The 22,761-nt window shown below is 55.1% G+C and carries 28 protein-coding genes; 24 read left to right on the top strand and 4 right to left on the bottom strand.

Annotation, left to right across the window (positions count from 1 at the left end; translation table 11 throughout):
* Positions 1–81 precede the first annotated feature (81 nt).
* From ACIOUG_RS13220 to ACIOUG_RS13190, 7 genes are all read left to right on the top strand, one after another.
* Entirely contained in the window at positions 82–912 is an 831-nt protein-coding gene (locus ACIOUG_RS13220; protein WP_139055406.1) for a GPO family capsid scaffolding protein, read from the top strand.
* 43 nt (positions 913–955) lie between these two features.
* Complete coding sequence (locus ACIOUG_RS13215; RefSeq protein WP_401066082.1) at positions 956–1,963, top strand: phage major capsid protein, P2 family; 1,008 nt, start codon at positions 956–958, stop codon at positions 1,961–1,963.
* 10 nt (positions 1,964–1,973) lie between these two features.
* A complete protein-coding gene (locus tag ACIOUG_RS13210) occupies positions 1,974–2,672 on the top strand; it encodes a terminase endonuclease subunit (RefSeq protein ID WP_401066080.1) in 699 nt (232 codons plus the stop codon).
* Positions 2,673–2,790: 118 nt separating this feature from the next.
* On the top strand, positions 2,791–3,261 hold the full coding sequence (locus ACIOUG_RS13205) for a head completion/stabilization protein (protein WP_401066077.1): 471 nt from the start codon (positions 2,791–2,793) through the stop codon (positions 3,259–3,261).
* Positions 3,261–3,473, top strand: a complete 213-nt coding sequence (locus ACIOUG_RS13200) for a tail protein X (RefSeq protein ID WP_401066075.1) — start codon at positions 3,261–3,263, stop codon at positions 3,471–3,473. Before ACIOUG_RS13205 ends, ACIOUG_RS13200 begins: the two co-directional genes overlap by 1 nt.
* A 9-nt stretch (positions 3,474–3,482) precedes the next feature.
* Positions 3,483–3,959 carry a phage tail protein gene (locus tag ACIOUG_RS13195; protein ID WP_401066073.1) on the top strand — a complete coding sequence of 159 codons (477 nt, stop codon included), beginning with the start codon at positions 3,483–3,485 and terminating at the stop codon, positions 3,957–3,959.
* Positions 3,956–4,423, top strand: coding sequence for a phage virion morphogenesis protein (locus tag ACIOUG_RS13190; protein ID WP_401066070.1), 468 nt, complete (start codon positions 3,956–3,958; stop codon positions 4,421–4,423). Before ACIOUG_RS13195 ends, ACIOUG_RS13190 begins: the two co-directional genes overlap by 4 nt.
* 84 nt (positions 4,424–4,507) lie before the next feature.
* Here the strand turns inward: ACIOUG_RS13190 and ACIOUG_RS13185 are convergent, their stop codons facing one another.
* The 3 genes from ACIOUG_RS13185 to ACIOUG_RS13175 all read right to left on the bottom strand — a co-directional run bounded on the left by ACIOUG_RS13185 (position 4,508) and on the right by ACIOUG_RS13175 (position 7,008).
* A complete protein-coding gene (locus ACIOUG_RS13185) occupies positions 4,508–5,455 on the bottom strand; it encodes an FRG domain-containing protein (RefSeq protein WP_401066068.1) in 948 nt (315 codons plus the stop codon).
* Positions 5,456–5,550: 95 nt separating this feature from the next.
* A complete protein-coding gene (locus ACIOUG_RS13180; protein WP_401066066.1) occupies positions 5,551–6,108 on the bottom strand; it encodes a hypothetical protein in 558 nt (185 codons plus the stop codon).
* A 189-nt stretch (positions 6,109–6,297) separates the two neighbouring features.
* A complete protein-coding gene (locus ACIOUG_RS13175) occupies positions 6,298–7,008 on the bottom strand; it encodes a DUF2971 domain-containing protein (protein WP_401066063.1) in 711 nt (236 codons plus the stop codon).
* A 112-nt stretch (positions 7,009–7,120) separates the two neighbouring features.
* Here ACIOUG_RS13175 and ACIOUG_RS13170 point away from each other — a divergent pair, with 112 nt between their 5' ends.
* The 17 genes from ACIOUG_RS13170 to ACIOUG_RS13090 all read left to right on the top strand — a co-directional run bounded on the left by ACIOUG_RS13170 (position 7,121) and on the right by ACIOUG_RS13090 (position 20,133).
* Positions 7,121–7,693: a phage baseplate assembly protein V gene (locus ACIOUG_RS13170; protein ID WP_401066112.1), complete on the top strand. Its 573-nt coding sequence runs from the start codon at positions 7,121–7,123 to the stop codon at positions 7,691–7,693.
* Positions 7,690–8,034 (top strand): GPW/gp25 family protein, encoded by a 345-nt coding sequence (locus ACIOUG_RS13165; protein WP_401066060.1) that lies wholly within the window; start codon positions 7,690–7,692, stop codon positions 8,032–8,034. Before ACIOUG_RS13170 ends, ACIOUG_RS13165 begins: the two co-directional genes overlap by 4 nt.
* A complete protein-coding gene (locus ACIOUG_RS13160; protein ID WP_401066058.1) occupies positions 8,031–8,942 on the top strand; it encodes a baseplate assembly protein in 912 nt (303 codons plus the stop codon). The genes ACIOUG_RS13165 and ACIOUG_RS13160 overlap by 4 nt, the downstream gene beginning before the upstream one ends.
* Positions 8,942–9,565, top strand: a complete 624-nt coding sequence (locus tag ACIOUG_RS13155) for a phage tail protein I (protein ID WP_401066057.1) — start codon at positions 8,942–8,944, stop codon at positions 9,563–9,565. Before ACIOUG_RS13160 ends, ACIOUG_RS13155 begins: the two co-directional genes overlap by 1 nt.
* Before the next feature lie 21 nt (positions 9,566–9,586).
* The gene (locus ACIOUG_RS13150) at positions 9,587–10,906 is read left to right on the top strand and encodes a phage tail protein (RefSeq protein WP_401066054.1); all 1,320 of its coding nucleotides are present in this window, start codon (positions 9,587–9,589) and stop codon (positions 10,904–10,906) included.
* A 7-nt stretch (positions 10,907–10,913) separates the two neighbouring features.
* Positions 10,914–11,477, top strand: a complete 564-nt coding sequence (locus ACIOUG_RS13145; protein WP_401066051.1) for a tail fiber assembly protein — start codon at positions 10,914–10,916, stop codon at positions 11,475–11,477.
* A 119-nt stretch (positions 11,478–11,596) separates the two neighbouring features.
* Complete coding sequence (locus tag ACIOUG_RS13140; RefSeq protein ID WP_401066049.1) at positions 11,597–12,766, top strand: phage tail sheath protein; 1,170 nt, start codon at positions 11,597–11,599, stop codon at positions 12,764–12,766.
* 15 nt (positions 12,767–12,781) lie between these two features.
* Positions 12,782–13,297, top strand: a complete 516-nt coding sequence (locus ACIOUG_RS13135; RefSeq protein ID WP_139055421.1) for a phage major tail tube protein — start codon at positions 12,782–12,784, stop codon at positions 13,295–13,297.
* 27 nt (positions 13,298–13,324) lie between these two features.
* On the top strand, positions 13,325–13,654 hold the full coding sequence (locus tag ACIOUG_RS13130) for a phage tail assembly protein (protein WP_401066046.1): 330 nt from the start codon (positions 13,325–13,327) through the stop codon (positions 13,652–13,654).
* An 8-nt stretch (positions 13,655–13,662) separates the two neighbouring features.
* Positions 13,663–13,782, top strand: coding sequence for a GpE family phage tail protein (locus ACIOUG_RS13125; protein WP_401066043.1), 120 nt, complete (start codon positions 13,663–13,665; stop codon positions 13,780–13,782).
* Positions 13,772–16,330, top strand: coding sequence for a phage tail tape measure protein (locus ACIOUG_RS13120; protein ID WP_401066041.1), 2,559 nt, complete (start codon positions 13,772–13,774; stop codon positions 16,328–16,330). The genes ACIOUG_RS13125 and ACIOUG_RS13120 overlap by 11 nt, the downstream gene beginning before the upstream one ends.
* Positions 16,331–16,335: 5 nt before the next feature.
* Entirely contained in the window at positions 16,336–16,776 is a 441-nt protein-coding gene (locus tag ACIOUG_RS13115) for a phage tail protein (protein WP_401066039.1), read from the top strand.
* Positions 16,773–18,041, top strand: a complete 1,269-nt coding sequence (locus ACIOUG_RS13110; protein ID WP_401066036.1) for a phage late control D family protein — start codon at positions 16,773–16,775, stop codon at positions 18,039–18,041. Before ACIOUG_RS13115 ends, ACIOUG_RS13110 begins: the two co-directional genes overlap by 4 nt.
* Before the next feature lie 18 nt (positions 18,042–18,059).
* Positions 18,060–18,260, top strand: a complete 201-nt coding sequence (locus tag ACIOUG_RS13105; protein WP_401066033.1) for a Com family DNA-binding transcriptional regulator — start codon at positions 18,060–18,062, stop codon at positions 18,258–18,260.
* Positions 18,221–19,072: a DNA cytosine methyltransferase gene (locus tag ACIOUG_RS13100; RefSeq protein ID WP_401066031.1), complete on the top strand. Its 852-nt coding sequence runs from the start codon at positions 18,221–18,223 to the stop codon at positions 19,070–19,072. The genes ACIOUG_RS13105 and ACIOUG_RS13100 overlap by 40 nt, the downstream gene beginning before the upstream one ends.
* Positions 19,073–19,304: 232 nt before the next feature.
* The gene (locus ACIOUG_RS13095) at positions 19,305–19,616 is read left to right on the top strand and encodes a DUF1778 domain-containing protein (protein ID WP_401066028.1); all 312 of its coding nucleotides are present in this window, start codon (positions 19,305–19,307) and stop codon (positions 19,614–19,616) included.
* Positions 19,588–20,133 (top strand): GNAT family N-acetyltransferase, encoded by a 546-nt coding sequence (locus tag ACIOUG_RS13090; RefSeq protein ID WP_123374721.1) that lies wholly within the window; start codon positions 19,588–19,590, stop codon positions 20,131–20,133. The genes ACIOUG_RS13095 and ACIOUG_RS13090 overlap by 29 nt, the downstream gene beginning before the upstream one ends.
* 455 nt (positions 20,134–20,588) lie before the next feature.
* Here ACIOUG_RS13090 and ACIOUG_RS13085 read toward each other — a convergent pair whose 3' ends face one another.
* A complete protein-coding gene (locus ACIOUG_RS13085) occupies positions 20,589–21,434 on the bottom strand; it encodes a hypothetical protein (protein ID WP_401066025.1) in 846 nt (281 codons plus the stop codon).
* Between the last annotated feature and the right edge of the window lie 1,327 nt (positions 21,435–22,761).

The following is a 22,761-nucleotide window of genomic DNA, read 5'->3' as shown; positions in this document are numbered from 1 at the left end:
CCTCGTTGCCGCAACTCGCGCGCGTCACGACCATGCCCCTCATCGCAGGCATTCAGCGCCCAGGCAAAGAGGTTCCCCCCCATGAAGAAATTCCGCAGCAACTGGTTCCGCGTCGCCGTAGAGGGCGCTACCTCAGACAAGCGCACCATCAAACGCAACTGGCTGGAACAAGCCGCGAAGAACTTCAACCCAAGCACCTACGGCGCGCGCATCTGGCTTGAGCATTTCCGCAGTCTGCTACCCGACAGCCCATTCAAGGCCTACGGCGACGTGCTGGCCGTGAAAACCGAAGAAGTGGACATCAACGGCCAAAAGAAACTGGCCCTGTTCGCCCAGGTCGAACCAACGGCCGACCTGATCGCCATGAACAAAGCAAAACAGAAGATCTACACCTCAATCGAAATCGACGACAGCTTCGCCGACACCGGTGAGGCCTACATCGTGGGTCTCGGCGTGACCGATTCACCCGCCAGTCTCGGCACCGACGTGTTGTCGTTCTCCGCCCAGAAACCGGACGTCAGCCCGTTCAAGGATCGCCACTACTCCGCAACCTCGATGTTCACCGAAGCGCTGGAAACCGAGCTGACATTCGAAGAAGTCGAAGAAAAACCGAGTATCGGTGCTCACCTGCTCAGCACCGTGAGAAACCTGCTCAGCGGCAAGCAAAGCAAGGATGACAGCGAGTTCGCTCAAATCAGCCAAGCCGTCGAAACCGTTGCCGAGCACGTCAAGGATCTGCCCGCGCAAATGGCTGCTGAGAAGAAGTTTTCGACAGGCCTGCAAACCCGCCTGGATCAACTGAGTAAAGACTTCACCGAACTGAAGACCCAGCTCTCCACCACCCAAGACCCCAACCAAAAGACGCGCCCTCCGGTAACCGGCGGCGATAACTCGGTAGTGACTGACTGCTGACAGTCAGCACCGCCATAGCCCCGAATAACCAAGGACGACCACCATGCGCAACGACACACGAGTGCTGTTCAACGCCTACCTGCAACAGCTCGCCCAACTGCACGGCGTGAGCGACGTCACCACCAAATTCACCGCCGCGCCGAGCGTTGCCCAGACGCTGGAAACCCGCATTCAAGAATCCAGCTCGTTCCTTAGCTCGATCAACATCTACGGCGTGTCCGAGCAGTCAGGCGAGAAGATCGGCATCGGTATCGACGGCACCATTGCCAGCACCACCGACACCACTGTGAAGGATCGCGAACCCCGCGACCCGAGCAGCCTGGACAATCGCGGGTACACCTGCACACAAACGAACTTCGACACGGGACTGCGTTATCAGAAGCTGGATCAGTGGGCGAAATTCAAGGATTTCCAGGCACGCATCCGTGACGCGATCATCAAGGCCCAGGCACTCAACCGAATCATGATCGGCTGGAACGGCACCAGCCGTGCCGCCACGTCGAACCCGGCAACCCACCCGCTGCTGCAGGACGTCAACATCGGCTGGTTGCAAAAAATGCGCACCGAAAATGAAGCCCGCGTTATGGCCGAGGTCGTGGCGGACAGCGGCAAGATCGAAATCGGCGGTGGCAAGGATTTCGAAAACATCGACGCACTGGTTGTCAGTATGGTCAACGAATTCATTGAACCGTGGTATCAGGAAGATACCGACCTAGTCGTCATCTGTGGTCGGCAACTACTGGCCGATAAATACTTCCCGATCATCAACAAAACACAGGCGCCGACCGAAATGCTGGCCGCTGACATCGTCACCAGCCAGAAACGTCTGGGCAACCTGCCGGCAGTGCGTGTACCGCACTTCCCACCGAACAGCCTAATGGTCACCCGCCTCGACAACCTGTCGATCTACTGGCAGGAGGGCACCCGCCGCCGCACCGTCGTCGACAACGCAAAACGCGACCGCATCGAGAACTATGAGTCGGTTAACGAAAGCTACGTGATTGAAGATCTGGGCTGCGCAGCCATGGCCGAAAACATCACCCTGAGTTGAGGCCAACAACATGACCAATCCTTGTCGACGCCACTTTGTGCGCGTCAATGCGGCCATCGAAGCGGCGGCGGCCAATCCCACTCAGACCATGGCCGGCGCCACGGCTTACGAGCATCAGCTCAACCAACTGCTGCAAGACCGTCTGCGCCTGAAGCAAGTGCAATCGAATCAGGGCAAGGCCGAACTCAAACGCCAGTTACTGCCCGAGTACATCCCCTATGTGCAAGGCGTGCTGGAGCGTGGCCAAGGTGCACAGGACGACGTGATGACGACCATCATGGTCTGGCGTATCGACGCGGAAGACTATAGCGGCGCTCTGGATATTGCCGACTACGTCCTGAAACACAAACTGATCATGCCTGACCGGTTCGAGCGCACAACCGGTTGCCTGGTGGCGGAAGAAATCGCCACCGTTGCCCTCAAGACGCAGAAAGTCGGAGAGCCGTTCGATCTGGCTACCCTGCACCGCACTGCCGAACTGACCGACACCGAAGACATGCCGGATCAGGCCCGCGCCAAGTTATTCCTGGCCATGGGGCGCGCAACGCTGGAAAGCATCACGGACGAAAGCCCCGGCCAGCCCGGTCAAGTGCCAGCCGGCATCGACCTGCTGAAGAAAGCCATCGACCTGCACGACGCCTGCGGTGGCAAGAAGGATCTGGAGCGGGCCGAGCGCCTGCACAACAAACTGGCTGGCTCTGGTCATTGAAACAGGGCAGCAACCCGAGCGTCCCCACGCACCCCGCCGGCTCGGGGCGGATCGGCCAGGACTCGCCTCCTGAACGTGAAGCCCCGACCACCGGCGACTTAAAACAGAGCGCAGATTCATGAGCGGATTCGTAGCGGGCGGTACCGGCACCAAGGCCCACGGTGGGCACATCAACACCGACCCTTTCTGGCCGTCGATTGATTTGGAAGACGTACGCGGCACGTTGCGCATCGACGCCAGCGTCACGCCTATCCGATTGGAAACCGCGACCATCGCCGCAGCCATCAGCGTTAACCGCGAGCTCGCTACCTGGCGCCGCGTCAAACAGGTCGAAGGCTACGCCACTCTCGCGGACGTCCCAGCCGAACAAATCGAGGATAAATCTGAACTCGTTCACCTCTACCAACGAGCGATCCACGCCGCGACCGGCGCGGAGATCTGCGAACGCTACCGCTCCTACGACAGCACCAATAGCGGCAACCATAACGCTGATGAACTGACCCCAAGCATCGACGAACTGCGCCGCGACCAGCGCTGGGCCGTGCGCGACTTCCTCGGCCTCGGCCGAACCACCGTGGAGTTGATCTGATGCCCGTCAGCATTCGCGCCCAACAAAACGACACCGTCGACGCGCTTTGCTGGCGCCACTACGGCCGCACCGCCGGCGTCACCGAAGCGGTACTCGAAGCCAACCCTGGACTCGCCGACCACAGCCCGACCTTGCCGCAAGGCCTTCTGGTGCAAATGCCCGAAGCCCATGCCGCCGCCCCGCAACGAAAGACGATGCACCTATGGGATTGAGATTAAACGATGAACAAACCTGAAAACCTACGCGCGCACTTGCTTGCCACCGTGACAGAACTCAAGCACAACCCTGATCGACTGTTGATATTCATCGACAACGGCAAGATCCGCTGCACAGCCGCGCATACTCTCTCGTTTGAATACAGCTTCGACCTGCAGGTCATCCTCACCGACTTCGCCGGTCACCCTGACAGCGTCATGTTGCCGCTGCTTGGTTGGCTGAGCGTGCATCAGTCCGAGTTGCTGGAGAACCTCAGCAAAGCCGCAGATGGCATCCAGTTCGAGGCTGATATTCTCGACACCAGCAAAGTTGATATGAGCCTGACGCTACCCCTGACTGAACGTGTGGTGGTGGGCAAGGACGACGAGGGCAATACCACCATTCGTCATCCAGGCGAACCGCAAAGAGCTGCCGACTTCCTCGATCAGAACTGGATACCTGTCCCCCAAGGCTCTGGTAGCGAGTGGGTGTTGCCAAAATGACTAACAGACTGGAAGCACTGGAGGACTGGGCAGCGGGATTGGCCCGGCAGCTTGAGCCGGCGTCGCGAAACAAACTGGCCCGTAGCATCGGTCAGGATTTACGGCGTAGCCAGCAACAACGAATCATTGCCCAGCAGAACCCTGGGGGCAGCAAATACGCGCCGCGCAAGAACCCGAACCTGCGTCGAAAAAAGGGCCGGGTTAAACTGAAGTTGAAGATGTTTGAAAAGCTCCGTTTAGCACGTCTTTTTAGATTTCAGGGAAATGAAAATGCGATTAGCGTCGGCTTCGCGGGACGCGTAGCTCGTATAGCAAGTGTGCATCAACATGGCTCGAAGGATCGCGCTGCTAAGGACGCACCTGTTGTTAAATACCGTAAGCGCGAGATTCTTGGTTTCACCGACTCAGACCTAACAGTTATCCGTAAACATTTAATCAACCACATTAGCCCCGCAAACCTGTGAGAATCCATGTAAGAACCAGCTACTAGGATCATCATTTACCAAGATCGATTAGTGCAAGAAACAATGAAGAATATTGATGTAAAATCAACCCTTGGAGCTTCTCAGCAGTGGCCGCTCCTTCAACTCTAAAGCTACCCCTTCATAACCAGGAAACAATTTTGCTGGCCCATATCCAAACTTTCTCAGTTGGCGCGCCAATTCGAGAGATTCTGAATTTGGCAAAACCAACTTGATGAATACAGTACCCACCTCATCTTTCTCAGTCATATTAAGATACTCTTTGACTAATAAATCTAACGGACGCCGATCAACAGGTGGAAGCTCTCGAATATCACCACTAGTAATCCTCCTTAGCCCTGGAACTCTACTTGCCCAATGGGAAAACAATCCACTTTGGGCGAAAAGATTGGGGTTTCCACTATAGTGAGGGGTCACAAGCTTTAGGGGGAAATTGGAACCTCCTATAGTCTTAACCGTATCGACAAATCCTGCATCCAGTCCCCAAATGCAAAGATTACCATCAATTTTCCCAGATGGCTTTGAGGCAAAAAAAGCGGCCACAAATGGATCATACGACCAGTCCAATAATCGCGTTGCTACTCCGTAATGTTGAGCCAATGCCGCGACTTCTAACAAATCATCTGGAAGCCACATCTCTCCATCTATCCAAGACGACATAGTATGAAAATCAACTTTCCGATGAAGCTTCGCACGTAGTCGCTCAGATATGGGCACATGGAGACCTCTAGCATCTGACTCTCTATAAAAATCACGAATCAATTGATATTCGACGTAAGCTAATGAATAGTCATTATCTGTGGTTGAACCTTCTATACTCGCGTATGCTCGGGAGCAATCCCAGATACTCTCCTTGTTCTCCTCACGCATTGAAACTGGAGAAAGCAAATAGTTTGCATTCGAATGACCTCTAAAAATATAGTTATCTAAAGGCAAAACCCCCGACCACGGAGATAACGCACTCAACAGCTCTTTCGCCGTTTCGAAAAAATATTCTTGAACAAATTTACTCACCACCCACTCCTTTTATAATTGTCATCACATACCAATGACCTAGCTTAGCCACTTAAAAAGCAAAAGGAAAATGACCTTTTCAGACCTAACTCATTTCAATCCCCGTGCCATTCCTCGAAATGATGAGAAAAGTATGTCGCGCCCTCCATCACCGAAGTTTCTGTGGTGACATAACCATTATTTGTTCGAACCTCAAACATATAAATCCGTCTATCCGTCATCCCTGGCATAGATACGTAAATGCTTCTTACATCTTTGACATAAAGCTCCTGATACGCATCAGCCAAATATTTCGGTTCATTATCCGCCCCATCCTTTATCGGCCACCATGATGACCTTTCAACACGCTGCCATTTCGATGTAAAAATCCGCAAAAACCAATTTTTACTTTTTGGCTTTTCAAAAACTGAACAACTTTGAATTACGGCTGCTACGGAGCCTGGATTAAAAATCACAAGCTTCATTAACACTGACCCTTCCAACTGTTCAACATGCACTAATTTCAGCACAATCGTACTACTGCGATAAGTAGCACGGGACAAGTTATATGAAGACACCTGAGTAAACCGATTTTTTATCTGCAAAAAAAGCAAGCATACTGATATCGCAAAACCTGACCAAGAAATAAACATCTGCACAAAGTCTTTACTCATCACCACATCCTGATATAAAACAATAGTAAGCATCCCACCTGATGCAACCTCAACTCTCGGCGCGCGACCACTTCACGGGCAACATCAAACCACCCCATATGTATTTATTCGACTATCACCTTGCCAAACATTAGCCCAATATTCGTGCCGTATTAGACGCACCTCGAAATCACGCAACGCTAAACCCTCTCAAAGATCCTCAATACTAATATCATCATATTCGATTTTGAGCTGCCTTGGTGCTTTATACAGTTGAGATCGAACAACCTCCCCACGAAATTTTACTTTGTTCTTAAAATAAAACTTAAAAGCATCAACCAATTCGTCAGGAGCTCGCGGATCGAGCAGAATCCGATCAATAAAGCTATGTGGATCAATAGGCAACTTTATAGCTTTCGCCCCTCCAATATCTTTCTCGTTTGGAAAGAACAGAGTCGCACGCCACTCGCTTTCGTGACGAAATGCATCTCGCTTGAGGTAAAGCATATCGACTGCACGATGTATATTAAAATCTTGGCTCAGCTCTTTCGCTATTTTCGCGGCCTCGACTTCAAACTTCTTTTGACTTTTATAAACCACCTTCCTGACTCGATACTTGTAATTTTTCTCCTTCGCCAAAGACTTTAATGCAGACTCCAACTTCTCCTTAGTAGTAGAAATTCTAACTCCCATACCGTTTTGTGAGTAAATCCTCCACATAGCATCGGAAATTCCTAACTGGCACCAGCACTGCGCGAAGAGAGCATGATTCTTTGAGTGCTTTATACGTTCCTCATAGGGATCGTCCCACACACTAGGATTTACAAAATATAATTCTTTATTTTCGAAAATCTGGACAACACGCGAAAAATCCATAGTGCGATATAACATGGTCGGTTTAATACTTAGCATTACTTCCATTTGCCGCCCTCTTACAAATTTTCTATCTGATTACCAACAGACTAGTTGTACAAGATAAGCATACAAACTCTCTAAGCTGCACGCACGTATCTGAATGGGCAACATCGGCGCCATGACCAATTTATCCACCCTCACCCGCCTCATTGAAAACCTCATCCGCCTCGGCACCATCACCGCCGTCCGGATGAAGCCCCCGCGCGTGCAGGTGAAAACCGGAGCACTCACCACCGGTTGGCTCCCCTGGATCGCCCCCCGAGCCGGCACCGACCGCGAGTGGAGCCCGCCGACTAAGGGCGAACAAGTAATACTATTCAGCCCATCCGGCCAACTCGGTAACGGCATCGTTCTGGCTGGCCTGTTCAGCGACCACATTCCCGCCAACGGCGACCGCGAAGGCCTCCACCGCAGCACCTACCGCGACGGCACCGTCATCGAGTACGACAGCCTCACTCACCACCTCAACGTCACACTAGCCGAAGGCGGCACCACCAACCTGACAAGCACAAGCGGCATCCACATCGTCGGCCCGATCACCCACGAAGGCGACTACACCCAAACCGGCAACCAGAGCATCACCGGAAAGGTCACCGTATCCGCGGACGTCGTCGCAGCGAACATCAGCCTGGTCAACCACCCGCACGGCGGCGTCATGCCCGGCGGCGCAAAAACGGGGAAACCGGAATGAACCGAGAAACCGGCGCAACCATAGGCGTGGTCGAACACATCGCCCAGTCCATCACCGACATCCTCACCACCCGCATCGGTATCCGCGTCATGCGCCGCGAATACGGAAGCCTTCTGCCGGAGCTGGTCGATCAACCGTTCAACGACTTCACCCGCCTGCAGGTGTACGCCGCCACCGTCATGGCCCTGATGCGCTGGGAACCGCGGATCAGCCTCAGCCGCGTGCAGTTTGTCGGTGCGAATCTTCAAGGGCAGTCGTCGCTGGATCTGGAGGGTACCTTGGTGGACAGCAATCAGCCGCTGAGCCTGAGCGTGCCGCTGCAATTGGGGGGCAGCGTATGAACACCTTCGTTGCCCTCGACCTTAGCCAACTGCCCGCCCCGCAAATCGTCGAGCAAATCGACTACGAGCAGATCCTCGCCGAGCGCAAGGCGTACGCCATCAGTCTTTGGCCGTTTGAGCAGCAGGCCGAAATTGCCGCGCGCCTCAACATGGAGTCGGAACCGCTGACCAAACTGCTAGAGGAAAACGCCTACCGCGAAATCCTTTGGCGGCAGCGGGTCAACGAAGCCTCCGTCGCCAACATGCTCGCCTTGGCAAAAGGCACCGACCTCGAGCAGCTCGCCGCCAACTTCAACGTCAAGCGCTTGGTCATTCAGACCGCGAACCCGGCAGCGGTGCCGCCGATTCCCAGACGGATGGAAAGCGACGACAGCCTGCGCGAGCGCGCACAGATGGCGTGGGAAGGACTCAGCACAGCCGGCCCTCGCAATGCCTACATCTTTCACGCCCGCTCCGCTGACGGTCAGGTCGCCGATGCCACTGCTGAGAGCCCGGCGCCGGCCGAAGTGGTTGTCACGGTGCAATCGGTGCTGGGCGATGGCTCGGCGTCACAAGCACTGCTCGACAAGGTCAAGGCCTATCTCAGCGATGACGACCGCCGACCGCTCGCAGATCGCCTGAACGTGCAAAGTGCGCAGATCCTCAACTACCAGATCAAGGCCACGATCTACCCACTCAGCAGCGGCCCGGAAACCGAACTCGTCCTCGCTGCCGCGCAATCTCAATTACTCAAGTTCGTGCACCAGCGGCGACGCCTGGGGCTGGAGGTGTCCGAATCAATCGTGCACGCCGCGTTACACGTAGAAGGCGTGCGCAAGGTCTTGCTGCAAGACTGGACAGACATCGTTGCCACCCGATACCAGGCGCCCTACTGCACGGGAATCGAATTGGCATTAGGGGCCGAGTGATGACCTATCAGCCTTTGCTACCAAGCAATTCGACCCCTTTGGAGCTTCAGGCGGCTCAGGCCCTGGCACAGATCCAACGCGTCCCCATCCCCCTGCGCACGCTGTACAACCCGGACAAATGCCCAACATCACTATTGCCGTATCTCGCATGGTCGTTTTCGGTGGATCGCTGGGACAGCCAATGGCCCGAATCCGCCAAGCGTTCGGCCATTCGCTCCGCGTATTACATTCACTCGCGCAAAGGTACGCTCGGCTCACTGCAGCGCGTCGTCGAGCCGTTAGGCTTTGCGCTTGAAGTCGTGGAATGGTGGCAGACCATTCCGCTCGGTCGACGCGCTACGTTTGCGCTGAACATCAGCGTTTCCGAAACCGGCATCACCGAACAGATGTACCAGGAACTGACCTGGCTCATCGATGACGCCAAGCCACTCACACGCCACCTCACGAGCCTGGACATCATTCTGGAAACCGGCGTCGAGTCCTACACGGCGATTGCCATCGAGGACGGCGACGAGATCGACGTATACCCATGGATTAATCCGGACATCGACGTGTTCATTCAGAGCTACGGCAGCGCAAGCATTTACACCCTCGATGAAATGGACGTGTACCTTCATGGTTGATAAGAACACCCTGTCGGCGGCATGCTCACCACCCTCGGAGCCGCCAAGAAAACCAACTGCGACGCCCTCGGCATCCCTTGGGAACCCAGCCATCTGCTGATCGGCGACGCGAATGGCACTGACCCCGTGCCGGATCCGGCACAGACCCAGCTCATCAATCAGGTGCACCGCGCACCGCTCAATCAATTACGCGTCTCCCCTACCGATCCCAACATTTTGATCGCCGAGGTGGTGCTTCCACCGGAAGTGGGCGGCTGGTGGATGAGGGAGTTGGCACTTGAAGACAAAGTCGGCGTCTTTTCTGCGGTGGCGAATCTTGCTCCCAGCTACAAGCCACTCTTAGCGCAAGGCTCGGGGCGTAACCAGGTTGTGCGGATGCACATCATCACCAATGGCAACGCTAACGTTCAGTTGAAAATTGATCCCTCCGTCGTGCTTGCTACCCGTGACTACGTGGATCGCTCCATACGCAATAGCTATTTGCGGCCCTACACACTGGTTCGTGAAGGGAAAAGCCTCTCTTCGGAGCACATGGGTCTGGTTCTCTGCGATGCCAGCAACAGTGCAGTGACGTTGGAACTCCCGCCCTCCGATTCGAAATTGACGAGGCGAGAGATTCTGATACGTCGCAAAGACCACTCAGGCCATCGCCTTGTGGTGCGAGCACATGGCTCAGATCGCATCCTGTTTCATACGCATCTTTCCCATAGCGGCTATCCGTTTTTCCCCCTGATGGGTACGGGCGACTGGTGGCACTTATGTGCGGACGGGCGGGGTCACTGGTGGCTCCTCGGGCGGCTGGATACGCTGCCGCTGGGGCATCCCGTTTTTGAAACCACCACCCAGTTCAGTCCAGGTGGATACGCCGCGTTGAGTGGTCGGACGTTTGATCGCTCAGAGTGGCCCTGGCTTTGGGATCATGCGCAGCAATCAGGAATGGTCAATACGGAGCAACACCGCATTGGTAATGAGGGTGGATGGATTGCACATGACGACGGTTTGACCTTTCGGGGCCCAGAAGGCCGGGGCGAATTTCTTCGAATTCTGGACGAGTCACGCAACGTGGATACAGGTCGGAAACCTGGTTCTTGGCAAAAGGGCTCAAGACAAACCTACGACGCCAGGGGTGACGAGATTGTCGCGCTAACTACAAGTCTCACCCAAGAGTATTTGGTACGCGCCCACGACATCCATGGATTCGACCTAGGTGAAAACGCGAATTATGAAGAAAGCCTACTGGCATCTGAACAATCTGACATTTTGGAAGGAAGCGAAGTCGGTACGATTGCAACATCGCGCCCGCGAAACATTGCCTATCCAGGACGGATCAAAATAATTTGAGGCAGCGATGACGAATTACTTGATTGATAACGCCGGTGTCCTGACAGGGCCGGTCGAGTTTCCGGTCGTACCTGGTCTTGGGGCCGAAATACCCAGCAACGCAGTACGACTGACACAGCCACTGGGGCCTGCAAAACCAGGTCATGTCTGGGTCATGGTTGATGACTTGCCAGAGGAACGGGTGGACCGCCGTGGCATCGTTTACCGAACAGATACCGGGAAATCATTGCTCTGGCAAGAGGTCGGTGAACTCCCCGATACGGTGACGATAAAAGCGTGGCCTGGCCCCCACCATCACTGGATTGGTGCAGCTTGGAAGCTGGATCACTCAGCACTGGCGGCAGAAAAGAGGGCTCAGACACTGAGCGAGCGTGACGCCTTGATGCAACACGCCCAGCTGCGCATCGCCCCATTGCAGTATGCAGAACAATTACAGCTGATAACACCGGACGAACAAACGGCTTTAGTGGGTTGGATGCGGTATTGCATCGAACTCAATCGTCTTGAGCAAAGCTCGGGATTTCCAATGAAAATGGAATGGCCCGTACCTCCTCCCACTGGTAGCTCCTGACGGCGACCCCCATCGTCACCAGCACTTTGTTGACCTGCTCGATACAACTGCCGCGCCTCGTCAATGTTTGAAGAGCGCGGCAGCCTGTGTGGTGTCTTTTCTCACCACGCAGATTAACCATGTCAGATTATCTTCACGGTGTGCGGGTCATCGAACTCAACGATGGCTCTCGCCCGATTCGCACCATTCCCACCGCAGTCATCGGCATGGTCTGCACCGCCGATGATGCCGATGCGACGACCTTCCCGCTGGATACGCCTGTACTGGTCAGCAGCATTCAGACCGCCATCGGCAAGGCCGGCGTTAAAGGCACTCTCGCCACCAGCTTGCAAGCCATCTCCGACCAGACAAAACCTTACGTTATCGTTGTGCGCGTGAAAGAAGGTGAGGACGAACCGGCCACCGCAAGCGCCCTGATCGGCACGACTACGGAAACCGGCAAATACACCGGCATGAAAGCGTTGCTCGCCGCTAAATCGCGACTGGGTCTGGTGCCTCGTATTCTGGGCGTGCCAGGCCTCGATTCACTGCCGGTTGCTATTGCCCTCGCCTCCATCGCTCAACAGCTGCGAGCCTTCGCGTACGTAAGCGCCTGGGGCTGTCAGACCAAAGAAGAGGCCGTCGCTTACCGCCGCCATTTCGGCGCACGGGAAGTGATGGTTATCTGGCCCGACTTTCAGAGCTGGAGCACGGTCACCAACAAGACCGCCACTGCCAGCGCCGTGGCCAACGCACTGGGCGTGCGTGCCAAAATCGATCAGCAAGTGGGCTGGCACAAAACCCTGTCCAACGTGACAGTCAACGGTGTCACCGGCATCAACGCCGATGTGTTCTGGGACCTGCAAAACCCGGCCACCGACGCCAACTACCTCAACAGTCACGACGTCACCACGCTGATCAATGAAGGCGGCTTTCGCTTCTGGGGCAGCCGCACCTGCAGCGACGACCCGCTGTTCGCTTTCGAGAGCTACACCCGCACCGCGCAAGTACTGGCCGACACCATGGCCGGCGCGCAGATGTGGGCGATGGACAAGCCGCTGCACGCCTCATTGGTGCGCGACATGATCGAGTCGGTGAACGCCGAGTTTCGCACCAAAGTCGCTGGCGGTTATCTGGTCGGCGGAGGCTGCTGGTACCCCGAAGACATCAACACCAAAGACACGCTCAAGGCCGGCAAGCTCTGGCTTGATTACGACTACACGCCGATCCCGCCGCTGGAAGACCTGACCCTGCGCCAACGTATCACCGACCGCTACCTCATCACCTTCGCCAGCCAGATCAACCGCTAACCGGAGAACGGCGCCATGGCCCTGCCGCGCAAACTGAAAAACCTCAACCTGTTCAACGATGCCAACAGCTACGTCGGCGTGGTCAAGAGCGTCACCCTGCCCCCGCTCGGGCGAAAGATGGAGAGCTATCGCGGCGGTGGCATGAACGGCCCGGTCAAGGCTGACCTGGGGTTCTCCGATGACGGCATCCAGTTCGAATGGAAGACCGGCGGGCTGGATCTGATCGCGCTGCGCCAGTTCGGCGCCGTGAACGCTTCAGGCATCGCTCTGCGTTTCGCCGGCGCGTTTCAGCGCGACGACACGGGCGACGTCAGCGCCGTGGAAGTGGTCATGCGCGGCCGTCACGAAACCATCGAAATGGGCGACGCCCAGCCCGGCGAAGACACTGAACACAGCATCACCACCACCTGTTCCTACTACAAGCTCATCGTCGATAACGAAGACATCATCGAGATAGATCTGCTCAATTTCATCGAGAAAGTGAACGGCGTCGACCTGCTCGAAAAACAGCGCGCCGCGATCGGCCTCTGACCTTCCCAACCCAATTGGATACTCTTCATGCAGAGCATCGAAACACACGAAACCAACCAGTCTGCCGATGACAACCGCGTCACCCTCGACACGCCCATCACTCGCGGTAAAACCACTATCGATACGCTCACTCTGCGCAAGCCCCAATCGGGCGAGCTGCGCGGCGTCCAGTTGGTCGAGTTGCTGAACATGGATGTGGCCACCCTGATCAAGATCCTGCCACGCATCACTTCACCCGGCATTACCGCGCCGGAAGCCGCCGGCATGGACCCGGCGGATCTGCTGGCCTGTGGTAGCAAGATTTCCGCTTTTTTGTTGCAGAAGTCGGCGAAGACGGATGTCTGCCTCGTTGCGTAGAGGATGCAATGGCTGACTTGGCGGTGGTCTTTCATTGGGCACCAGCGGACATGGATTCGCTGTGCCTGCAAGAGCTGATGGAATGGCGCGAGCGCGCCAGGTTGCGGAGTGTTGTCGATGGCGAATGATCTGAAGCTGCGGGTATTGCTGAGTGCCATCGATCAGGCCACCCGCCCATTGAGAGCAATCAACAACAGCAGCATTGGCGCAGCCCGTGCTTTGAAGGACGCCCGCGATAAGCTCAAGGAACTCAACTCACAGCAAAAAGATGTGAGCGCCTGGCGCTCACAACGCGCGGCCGCCGAGACAACGGCGCAGGCGCTGAATGCTGCACGCGACAAAGTCAGAACGCTAAGTCAGCAAATCGCCGCCACTGCCGCGCCGACCAGGGCGATGACGCAAGACCTACGCAGGGCAATACGTGAGGCGCAAAAGCTCAAGCAGCAACACGAGCAAAGCAGCGGGCAATTACAGCGCCTTCGTACTCGGCTGCACGACGCGGGCCTTAGTACCCAAAACCTCAGTCAGCACGAACGCCGTCTGCGTGAGCAAACCGATGCGGCCAATCAAAGCATCGCGGAGCAGACCCGACGTTTGGCGGCATTGGCGGCTCAACAGCGAAGGCTGACAGCGGCGCGCACCGCGCTAAAAAATCAGCGAGATGTCGCCACCTCAATGGCTGGTAAAGGCGCCACCGCCGCTGCCAGTGGAGGCACTGCGCTGTACGCGGGCGCCAAGATGATCATGCCCGGCATCGAATTCGACGCCAGCATGAGCAAAGTACAAGCGATCACCCGTCTCGATCAAAACGCTGTGGAGCTATCGGATCTGCGCAAGCAGGCGCGTGGGTTGGGCAGCTCCACACAATTCACTGCCGGCCAGGCCGCCGATGCTCAGGGTTTTCTGGGCATGGCCGGCTTCCAGCCGAAAGCGATCAGAGCCGCCATGCCCGGCATGCTCGACCTCGCCTCCGCTGGCGGCACCGAGTTGGCCCAGACCGCCGATATCGCTTCAAACATCCTCTCCGGACTCGGCATGGAGGCCGAGCACATGAGCAAACTGGGCGACGTACTCGTCGGCACGTTTACCCGTTCCAACACCAATTTGCAGATGCTCGGCGAGACCATGAAATACGCCGCGCCGATGGCCAAGACCTACGGCGTCGAACTGGAAACCGCCGCCGCGATGGCCGGTAAATTGGGTGATGCAGGACTGCAAGGCAGCATGGGTGGCACAGCACTGAGTTCAATCATGAACCGCTTGGCGTCACCACCGAAAGCCGCTGAAAAAGCACTTGCACAATTGCAGATCCGAACGGCCGACGCTCACGGCAACCTGCGGAAAATGCCGGACATCCTCAAAGAGATCCACGACAAAACCCGACACCTGGGCACCGCGAAAAAAGGTGGGTTGTTCAAGGCTATTGCCGGTGAAGAAGCCGTCAAAGGCATGGCCCAATTGGTGGACCAGGCCGGCAATGGCGAGCTGCAAAAACTGATTGCCAGCCTGCGTGAAAGCCAAGGGGAAGCCGCTCGCACCGCCAAAGTCATGGCTGATAATTTGAAAGGCGATCTGACCACGTTAGGCAGTGCCTGGCAGGATCTGGGCATTGAATTGCAGGACCAGCAGGATGGGTCTCTGCGGTCGCTCATCCAATCGCTGACAGAGGTTATTCGCGGGGTAAAGAGCTGGGCCGCCGAGCACCCAGAACTGGCGACCTCCATTGTCAAAACCGTAGCGATCATCGCGGGGTTAGCGGTGGTTCTCGGCGGCCTGATGGTGACGGTTGCCGGTGTCATGCTGCCCCTTGTGGCGTTGCGACTTATGTTCCTGAGCTTGGGGATTCGCCTGCCCAGCCTGATCAGCCTGTTGTGGAATCTTGGTCGCAATGTATTGCCCTTTGTGGGCAAGACGCTTCTGCTCATCGGACGCGCGTTGATGTTGAACCCCATCGGATTGGCCATCACCGCCCTTGCCGGCGCTGCCTACTTGCTTTACCAGAATTGGGACGCGGTGAAGCTCTACTTCACCGATGCCTGGAAAGAGATCAAAGCCGGTTTCAACGGTGGCACAACTGGCATCCTCAAGACCCTGATCAACTTCAGCCCCGTGGGTTTGCTGTACAAGGCCTTCGCTGCCGTCATGAAATACCTTGGCATCGAGCTGCCCGGCCGGTTTACCGAGTTCGGCGGGATGATCATCGACGGGCTGGTGAAAGGGCTGAAGGCTGGCATCGGTGAGCTGAAAAATGTCATGGGCGATATCGGCGACTCGACCATTGGCTGGTTCAAGGAAAAGCTCGGTATCAACAGCCCTTCCCGCGTCTTTGCCGAGTTGGGCGGTTTCACCATGGCCGGCCTCGCACACGGCCTGGAGCGCAATCAGCGTCAACCGATCGGCGTGCTGAGCGCATTGGCTTTGCGACTTAACGATACGGCCAAATCAATCAGCGTTATGCCGGGTGCGAGAAACCATTCGCTGACCGTCGACAATCGTTCTCCCCTCAAACCGCGGACGCCATCGATTCAAGACAGCCACGACACTTACCAGATCAACATCCACCCTGCCCCGGGCATGGATCCGTTGGCGATTGGTCGTGCGGTACGCGCCGAGATGATGCGCGTCCAGTACGAGAAACAAGCCCGTCAACGCAGCCGCTTGGCCGACCTGGAGTAATGCCCATGATGCTTGCCTTGGGCATGTTCGTCTTCAGCCTCTCCACTGCGGCCTATCAGGCCTTGCAACGTCAAACCGAATGGCGACACGCGAGCAGCAACCGTGTCGGCGCGGCACCTGCACGGCAGTTTTTGGGCCGTGGTGACGACTCGATCACCCTGCCCGGCCTCATCCTCCCGGAACTGGTCGGCAGCGCGCTCAGCCTCGATGCATTGAGGCTGATGGCAAACACCGGTAAGGCGTGGCCAATGGTCGAAGGCAGCGGCCGGATTTACGGCTTGTGGATCATCGAAAGTCTGAGTGAAACCAAGACCCTGTTTTTCCGCGACGGTACACCCCGGCGTATCGAATTCATGTTGAGCCTCAAGCGCATCGATGACGACCGCATCGACTTGATCGGCACCGGAACCAGCGTGGGCATCAGCATCATGAGGGCTCTTTTGTGATCGAGGCCGCCCTCTCCCACGTCACCGGCTACCTGGACAAGACCTTCTCACGCTACCAGCGCGAAGCTGCTTACCCAGCGCCGGCGTACCGCATCACTGTGGACGGCAACGACATCGCCCATTTGATCAGCCCGCGCCTGATGAGCCTGGACCTCACCGACAATCGCGGCATCGAAGCCGATCAGCTTAGCATCACCCTCAGCGACCACGATGGCCTGCTCGCGATCCCACCCAACGGCGCAGTGATTCGCCTGTGGTTGGGCTGGAGCGATACAGGGCTAGTCGACAAAGGCACCTACACCGTCGACGAAACCGAACACTACGGCGCCCCGGACGTGTTGACCATTCGCGCTCGATCCGCCGACCTGCGCAAGAGTTTGAAAACAAAACGCGAACGCAGCTGGAGCAACACCACCCTCGGCGACGTGCTCGGAGACATCGCCTTGGGCAACGGCCTGACCGCCACCATCGCCGGCACGCTTGGCGGTTTACCCATTCTTCAACTCGACCAGGCCAATGAATCCGACGCCAATCTGCTCAGCCGCATCGGCGAGGAATTCGATGCCGTCGTCACCGTCAAGGCTGGCTGCCTGTTGTGTCTGCCGGCCGGCGGCGGCAAGACCGCCAGCGGTGCCGATCTGCCCCACATCACTCTGACTCGCGCCGACGGCGATCAACACCGATACCTGCAGGCCGACCGCGATAGTTACGACGGCGTGCGCGCCTATTTCTACGACGTCAACAGCGCCGAGAAACAACAAGCCATCGCGGGTGGCGGCGAAAACCTCAAAGATCTGCGCCACACGTACAGCGATCGGCAATCGGCCCTACGCGCCGCCCGCGCCGAATTCAACCGACTGCAACGTGGCAGCGCGACGCTCAGCTACACGCTGGCCGTAGGTCGACCGGATCTGATCCCGGAGCTGACTTACTCGCTCGAAGGCGTGAAACCTGAAATCGCCGAAATCATCTGGTACGGCGGCAACGTGCAGCACTCCCTCAGCGCAGACAGCGGCTACACCCTCAGCCTTGAGCTTGATAGCAAGTTGCCGGAGGACACAGTTGAGGTATTGGCAGAAGAAAACACAGACGCATTCACAGGCGTCATCGCGTACTACCGAGACAAGAAAACCGGCGTGCAGAAGCCGGTAACGACTGGAGACCAGCGCAAACCTAAACGCTTACGTTGGCTGTACGCCACTGACAACGCCGCCAAACGTGCGGCGGATCGCGAATGGAAAAAGCTTCAACGAGACAAACCATGACCCATCAAGGACGATTGCATGCAAGACATACGCTGCGGCCATTGCTGCCGCAAGCTCGCCGCTGTCAGCGGGTTCACTGAATTACAGATCAAGTGCCCGCGCTGCCGGACACTCAACCACTTGAAGGCCCCGAGCCTCCCCCAAGCGTGCCTTGAGCATCCAGAACAACGAGTTCCTGAATGCCCCAACCCACCCTTGGCAGCCTGTTCGCAGGCATAGGAGGCTTTGATGTCGGATTTGAAAACGCGGGATACCGCAGCGCTTGGCAAGTTGAGCTCAACCCCATCAACCGGGCTGTGCTTGCCGATCGATTTCCTCACGCACAGCAATTTGAAGACGTGCGCCACTGCGGCGCCCACAACCTCCGCTCAGTCGACGTCATTACCGCAGGATTCCCCTGCCAGGACATCAGCATCGCCGGCGCCCGAGAAAGCAATCGAGACACCCGCGGTCTACGCGGCGCCCGCAGCGGATTGTTTTGGGAAGTCATACGAATCCTCAAGGAAATTCAACCTCGCTGGGTGGTGCTTGAGAACGTCGTTAACCTGCTCGCTGTCAACGATAGCCACGACTTTGAGACAGTCATCCGGGCCCTTGCGGACTGCGGGTATGTGGGATTTTGGCGAGTGCTTAATGCTCAATATTTCGGAGTCCCCCAGCAGCGTCGTCGAATATTCCTGGTCGCAGGTTATCGACAAATGCCCCCCTTCGAGTTCCTGGCTGACGCCGCGCCAGTGGACGCAATACCTCCAGCGTCTCAATCGCAGCACTGGCCACGCCCAGCGGATGCCTGGGCTGCCAATACTCTACTGGCCGACAGAGTCCCCTCACAGATCGCTATGGGCTGTACCACTCTCGTCGCTCACGCGAACGGATGGGATCAGATGGCTGAGCGGCAGCGAGCGGCTGAAGATGATGGGTTTTGCCTCGGACTGGATGCGGCCAACCTTGCGGAGGCTTTTGGTGCCGGAAATGCCGTTGTTACGCAGGTGGCGGAGTGGGTTGGGCAGAGATTGATCGACGCGATCTGAATCAGGAAGCGTACGGATATTGCCCGTACGGGGATTGACTATCCCCGTACGTACGGCTATCATCCGTACGGCTAGCAAGAAAAATTACATGGAATGTAAATGCAAGTACTAGAGCCCATCACTGAGAGGATCATCATGGCTAACAAAAGGCCCAATAAGGCCGCAAATCGAAAATGACATTAACTACACTTATAAGGAACTCAAACCCGCAGGAAAACTAATGGTGCACAGCATGACTACTTTAGAAGAAACACTTAAAACTACGAAAAGCGCACGACTTGAAATCAAAACTACTGACTTTGCAAAGGAACTCATTAAAAGAGCCGCGACACTCCAAGGATTAGACATGACGTCTTTTATAATTGCATCAGCCTTTGAAAAAGCAGAAGCAGTTATAGAAAGCCACAATAGAATTGAAGCGTCAGAACGAGCATTTGCTCGGATACGAAATATCCTCCTAGAGGATGAAACCGCAGCGCCTTCAGAAGCGCTACTTAGACTAATGCGAGGGCAACATGAAGACCGAAGAGACGCCAACATGTGAAATTGACCGCAACCTGCTTGTCAATTGCGAAAAATATAAATACCCCAAAACTTTCAGTTGCGGAGTTAGCGTAATCGACTCGTACTTCAAGAGCAGCCTGAAACGTGCTCTGAAACACGAGAACTTTAGTGCCATTGGTGCAATCAACCCTGCTTTGGAAGTCGTAGGGTTCTGCACTCTGACCGTTTCCGATATCGAAAAGGTATTGGCTCAGAACGGCATCGATGACACTAATTTGCCTTCGCGTATCCCGGTCATACGTTTGGTAATGATTGGTGTCGACGAAAAATATCAGGGTTGGGGCATAGGCCAAAAACTCCTGATGGAAGCGTTCAAGCAAGCGGCTCGGATTCACCAGGAAATCCCGATCAAGGGGATCTATCTTGATGCAGCCCCTACCGCCGTCTCATTTTATGAGGAGCTTGGGTTTAAGATCATTGGCGAACCAGATGAGAATCAAAGCACGCCAATGCTGATCGGTATCAAAGTGATCCTGAAGGCTATTGCTGCCTGTTAGCGTCAATCTTTGATTCGCCTGCACAGATAAGCGCAGGCTTGCCTATGTCGCTATCAATGTAACTCTGTTGGCCAGAATTCCATTGATAGCGAAGCCAAGCAATATCTTCTGCACGGGCCTTTCACACCGGGAGGCTCGTACAGCTCTTTTTCTTCACCTATCCCCATCAGAATTACAAGACTACCCAGCACAAATTTTACAAGCTCAAAAAAATTAGTCCGACCAGAAATCATGCAAAAAATAGACTAAAACTATTACTGAAAACTATTGACCACAAAATCGTTCCAACTTCACCCTGCATAACAAATACAAAAAATAAGCCCCTATAGTACCCAGGGGCTTATCAACTTACAGTTCAGCGTTTAGGCCGAGGCTTCTCGTCTTTTACATATCGCACCGGCGGAGGTGTCGGAAGCTTAGGGGTGCTCGGTTTATCCCTAACTACCGTTACCTTATCATTTTTGTCGTGACTCATTGCTCACCTCGAAAGATTGACTTCTATCATCTTCAAGTACAATTCGCACCCGTGGAGCGTCTGGTTTGATAGGCCCGCTGGTTTTTATAGGTGCTGGAGCCTCTGTGGGTTGCTTCGCGGAATCTACATTACCTTTGTTTTTCTCACTCATTTGAACCTCCTTCAGCTTTTCTTTTTGATTAGCAATCAAAGCAATGCTCCGCTCCACTTTGCCTATCTGATCACCTACGTATTTATCTATCACCTGATAATTTTTTCTGGGTGATGATACATCCATGTCAAAACCAACGAACAGGATGCCAGCAACGCCCAATGGCGCAAATGAAAATAACAGCCACTTAAAGGACTCGTGCACTTTCCGCGAGCGCTCTTGATTGACCTCTGAGTTATGAGTAGCACACTCCTCATAAGCGTTACTCAGATAGGTATCGATCTCAGATCTCACATCAACAGCTTCAGCACCTAGGCCATCGCCTTCCCGTACTGCCTTTTCAATCTCATCATTGTAGCTTACCAATGCACTGCAATAACCTTTTACTTCCAGCGCTGGAGGCATTTGCTTAAAGGTGTTCCCCCAGAATGCCCGAATAGCATATTTAGAAGAGACAGTCAAACCAGCAAAAAATACGACTAGAGAGGCAATTATCGCAGCACCAATAAACACATAACGATCCAAATCCAGCATGCGCAACATATAACTAGAAACCGTTATAACTGCGAGTATCAGAGTAAATAATATTTGCACTCTAATAGTGATTTTTTCTTTAATTTCATTTTCCTGCAGGTACATCTTCTCAAAAACACCAAGAAGCTCTTTTACATCCATTTTCGCCTCTTACAATCTTCCCACCAATATCGAGTCTAGTGGACGGCCCCAAAAATTTATCAATTCCAAAGAAACTCTTCTAGGCACAAATTAAGACTGGGCCATGGCTTCATAGATTATGCTGGCGGTTTGGTATCAGCAAGGGCTTTGGTCACTCTCCGCGACCATCGCCCTCGCTGATAGGTCATGCCTCCCTATCCCTCCCGGCACCACCAAGATTGCGCACAAGCGCAACCATCGACGTACTCGATACTGCTCAGAATAACCCCCGTTACCGCCATGCCAGCCAATGTTGCATCCAAAAATGACGGTAATGGATCAGGATCCAGTGGCACACCTACTACCAAACGAGCGACGTTCGCAGCTCGCCCCAACTACTGATAGACCGAAGAGCTCACCATGACGTTGCCCCTTATGACTGGGTACTGACGCCATGCTTTGGCGTCGAGAGCAATGCCGCGTGATCTCATAGGGGTTATCAATAAATGCATACGGGTACCTACTCATCGCCATCAGTATCGAGCATCGACTTGACAGCGTAGGCCAGCGCCCCGTCAGCCAGCTAGAGCAAGTCGCAGAGTTCGCAGTTATCAATCAGATTGTCCTTGTGCAAGGCGAGGGCCTGCAGTGCTTTGTGATGAGCGCCTGACTGGGCGAGCAGCGCGGTTTTGTCCGCGAGCATGGATTGCCATTAGGAGAGATCCTTTCCCGTGGTGGAGGCCGCTGTGATGGCCGGGATGTTCATCGGGTTAAACCTCAACTCAAATACTGTATATGCAGTCAGTACATTTAGGACTTTCGGAATACACTACAAATGTCGAAGAAATGCCTCACCTTCGTAAGAGAATCAGCTGATTGAAGTATCATTTTTGACAGGTGAATGAGATCAAAAAAAAACCCGCATCAGTCGAAACTGAAGCGGGCTTTTCCTACATCAATGACCGTTACTTCAGGTCATCAAAGTGGTCTCGCAGGAACTCGTAAAAGCGAAACGCTTTCAACAATCTCCATACGAGGCTCAACGTACGCAATAAAAGCTTCATACGTTTTGGCCTCCAAGGTTGGGGGCCAAACCTCCAGCGCACTTACCGGACCATGCGCACCTTTGGGGATACACGCCAGTCTATCCACATGAGGCGGCCGGTTGAGTTCCCTCCGAGCCATCATTCCGGCACGGATGCAAAACCGTGTCAGAGGGATGAATTCGGCATATCACCGGCCAAACCCCACCGTCATACTGGTGCGAGAGCGTCGGCATAATAACCTAGAAGGCAGAACGCGACCCGACAGATAAGCTCTTCTTGAGTTTTTCAGATCAAATCAACAC

Origin of the sequence: Pseudomonas sp. NPDC087803 (assembly GCF_044742995.1) — a bacterium.
Lineage (GTDB): Bacteria > Pseudomonadota > Gammaproteobacteria > Pseudomonadales > Pseudomonadaceae > Aquipseudomonas.
Note: the sequence above shows the minus strand (reverse complement) of the source record. Positions and strands in the feature narration are given on the sequence as shown.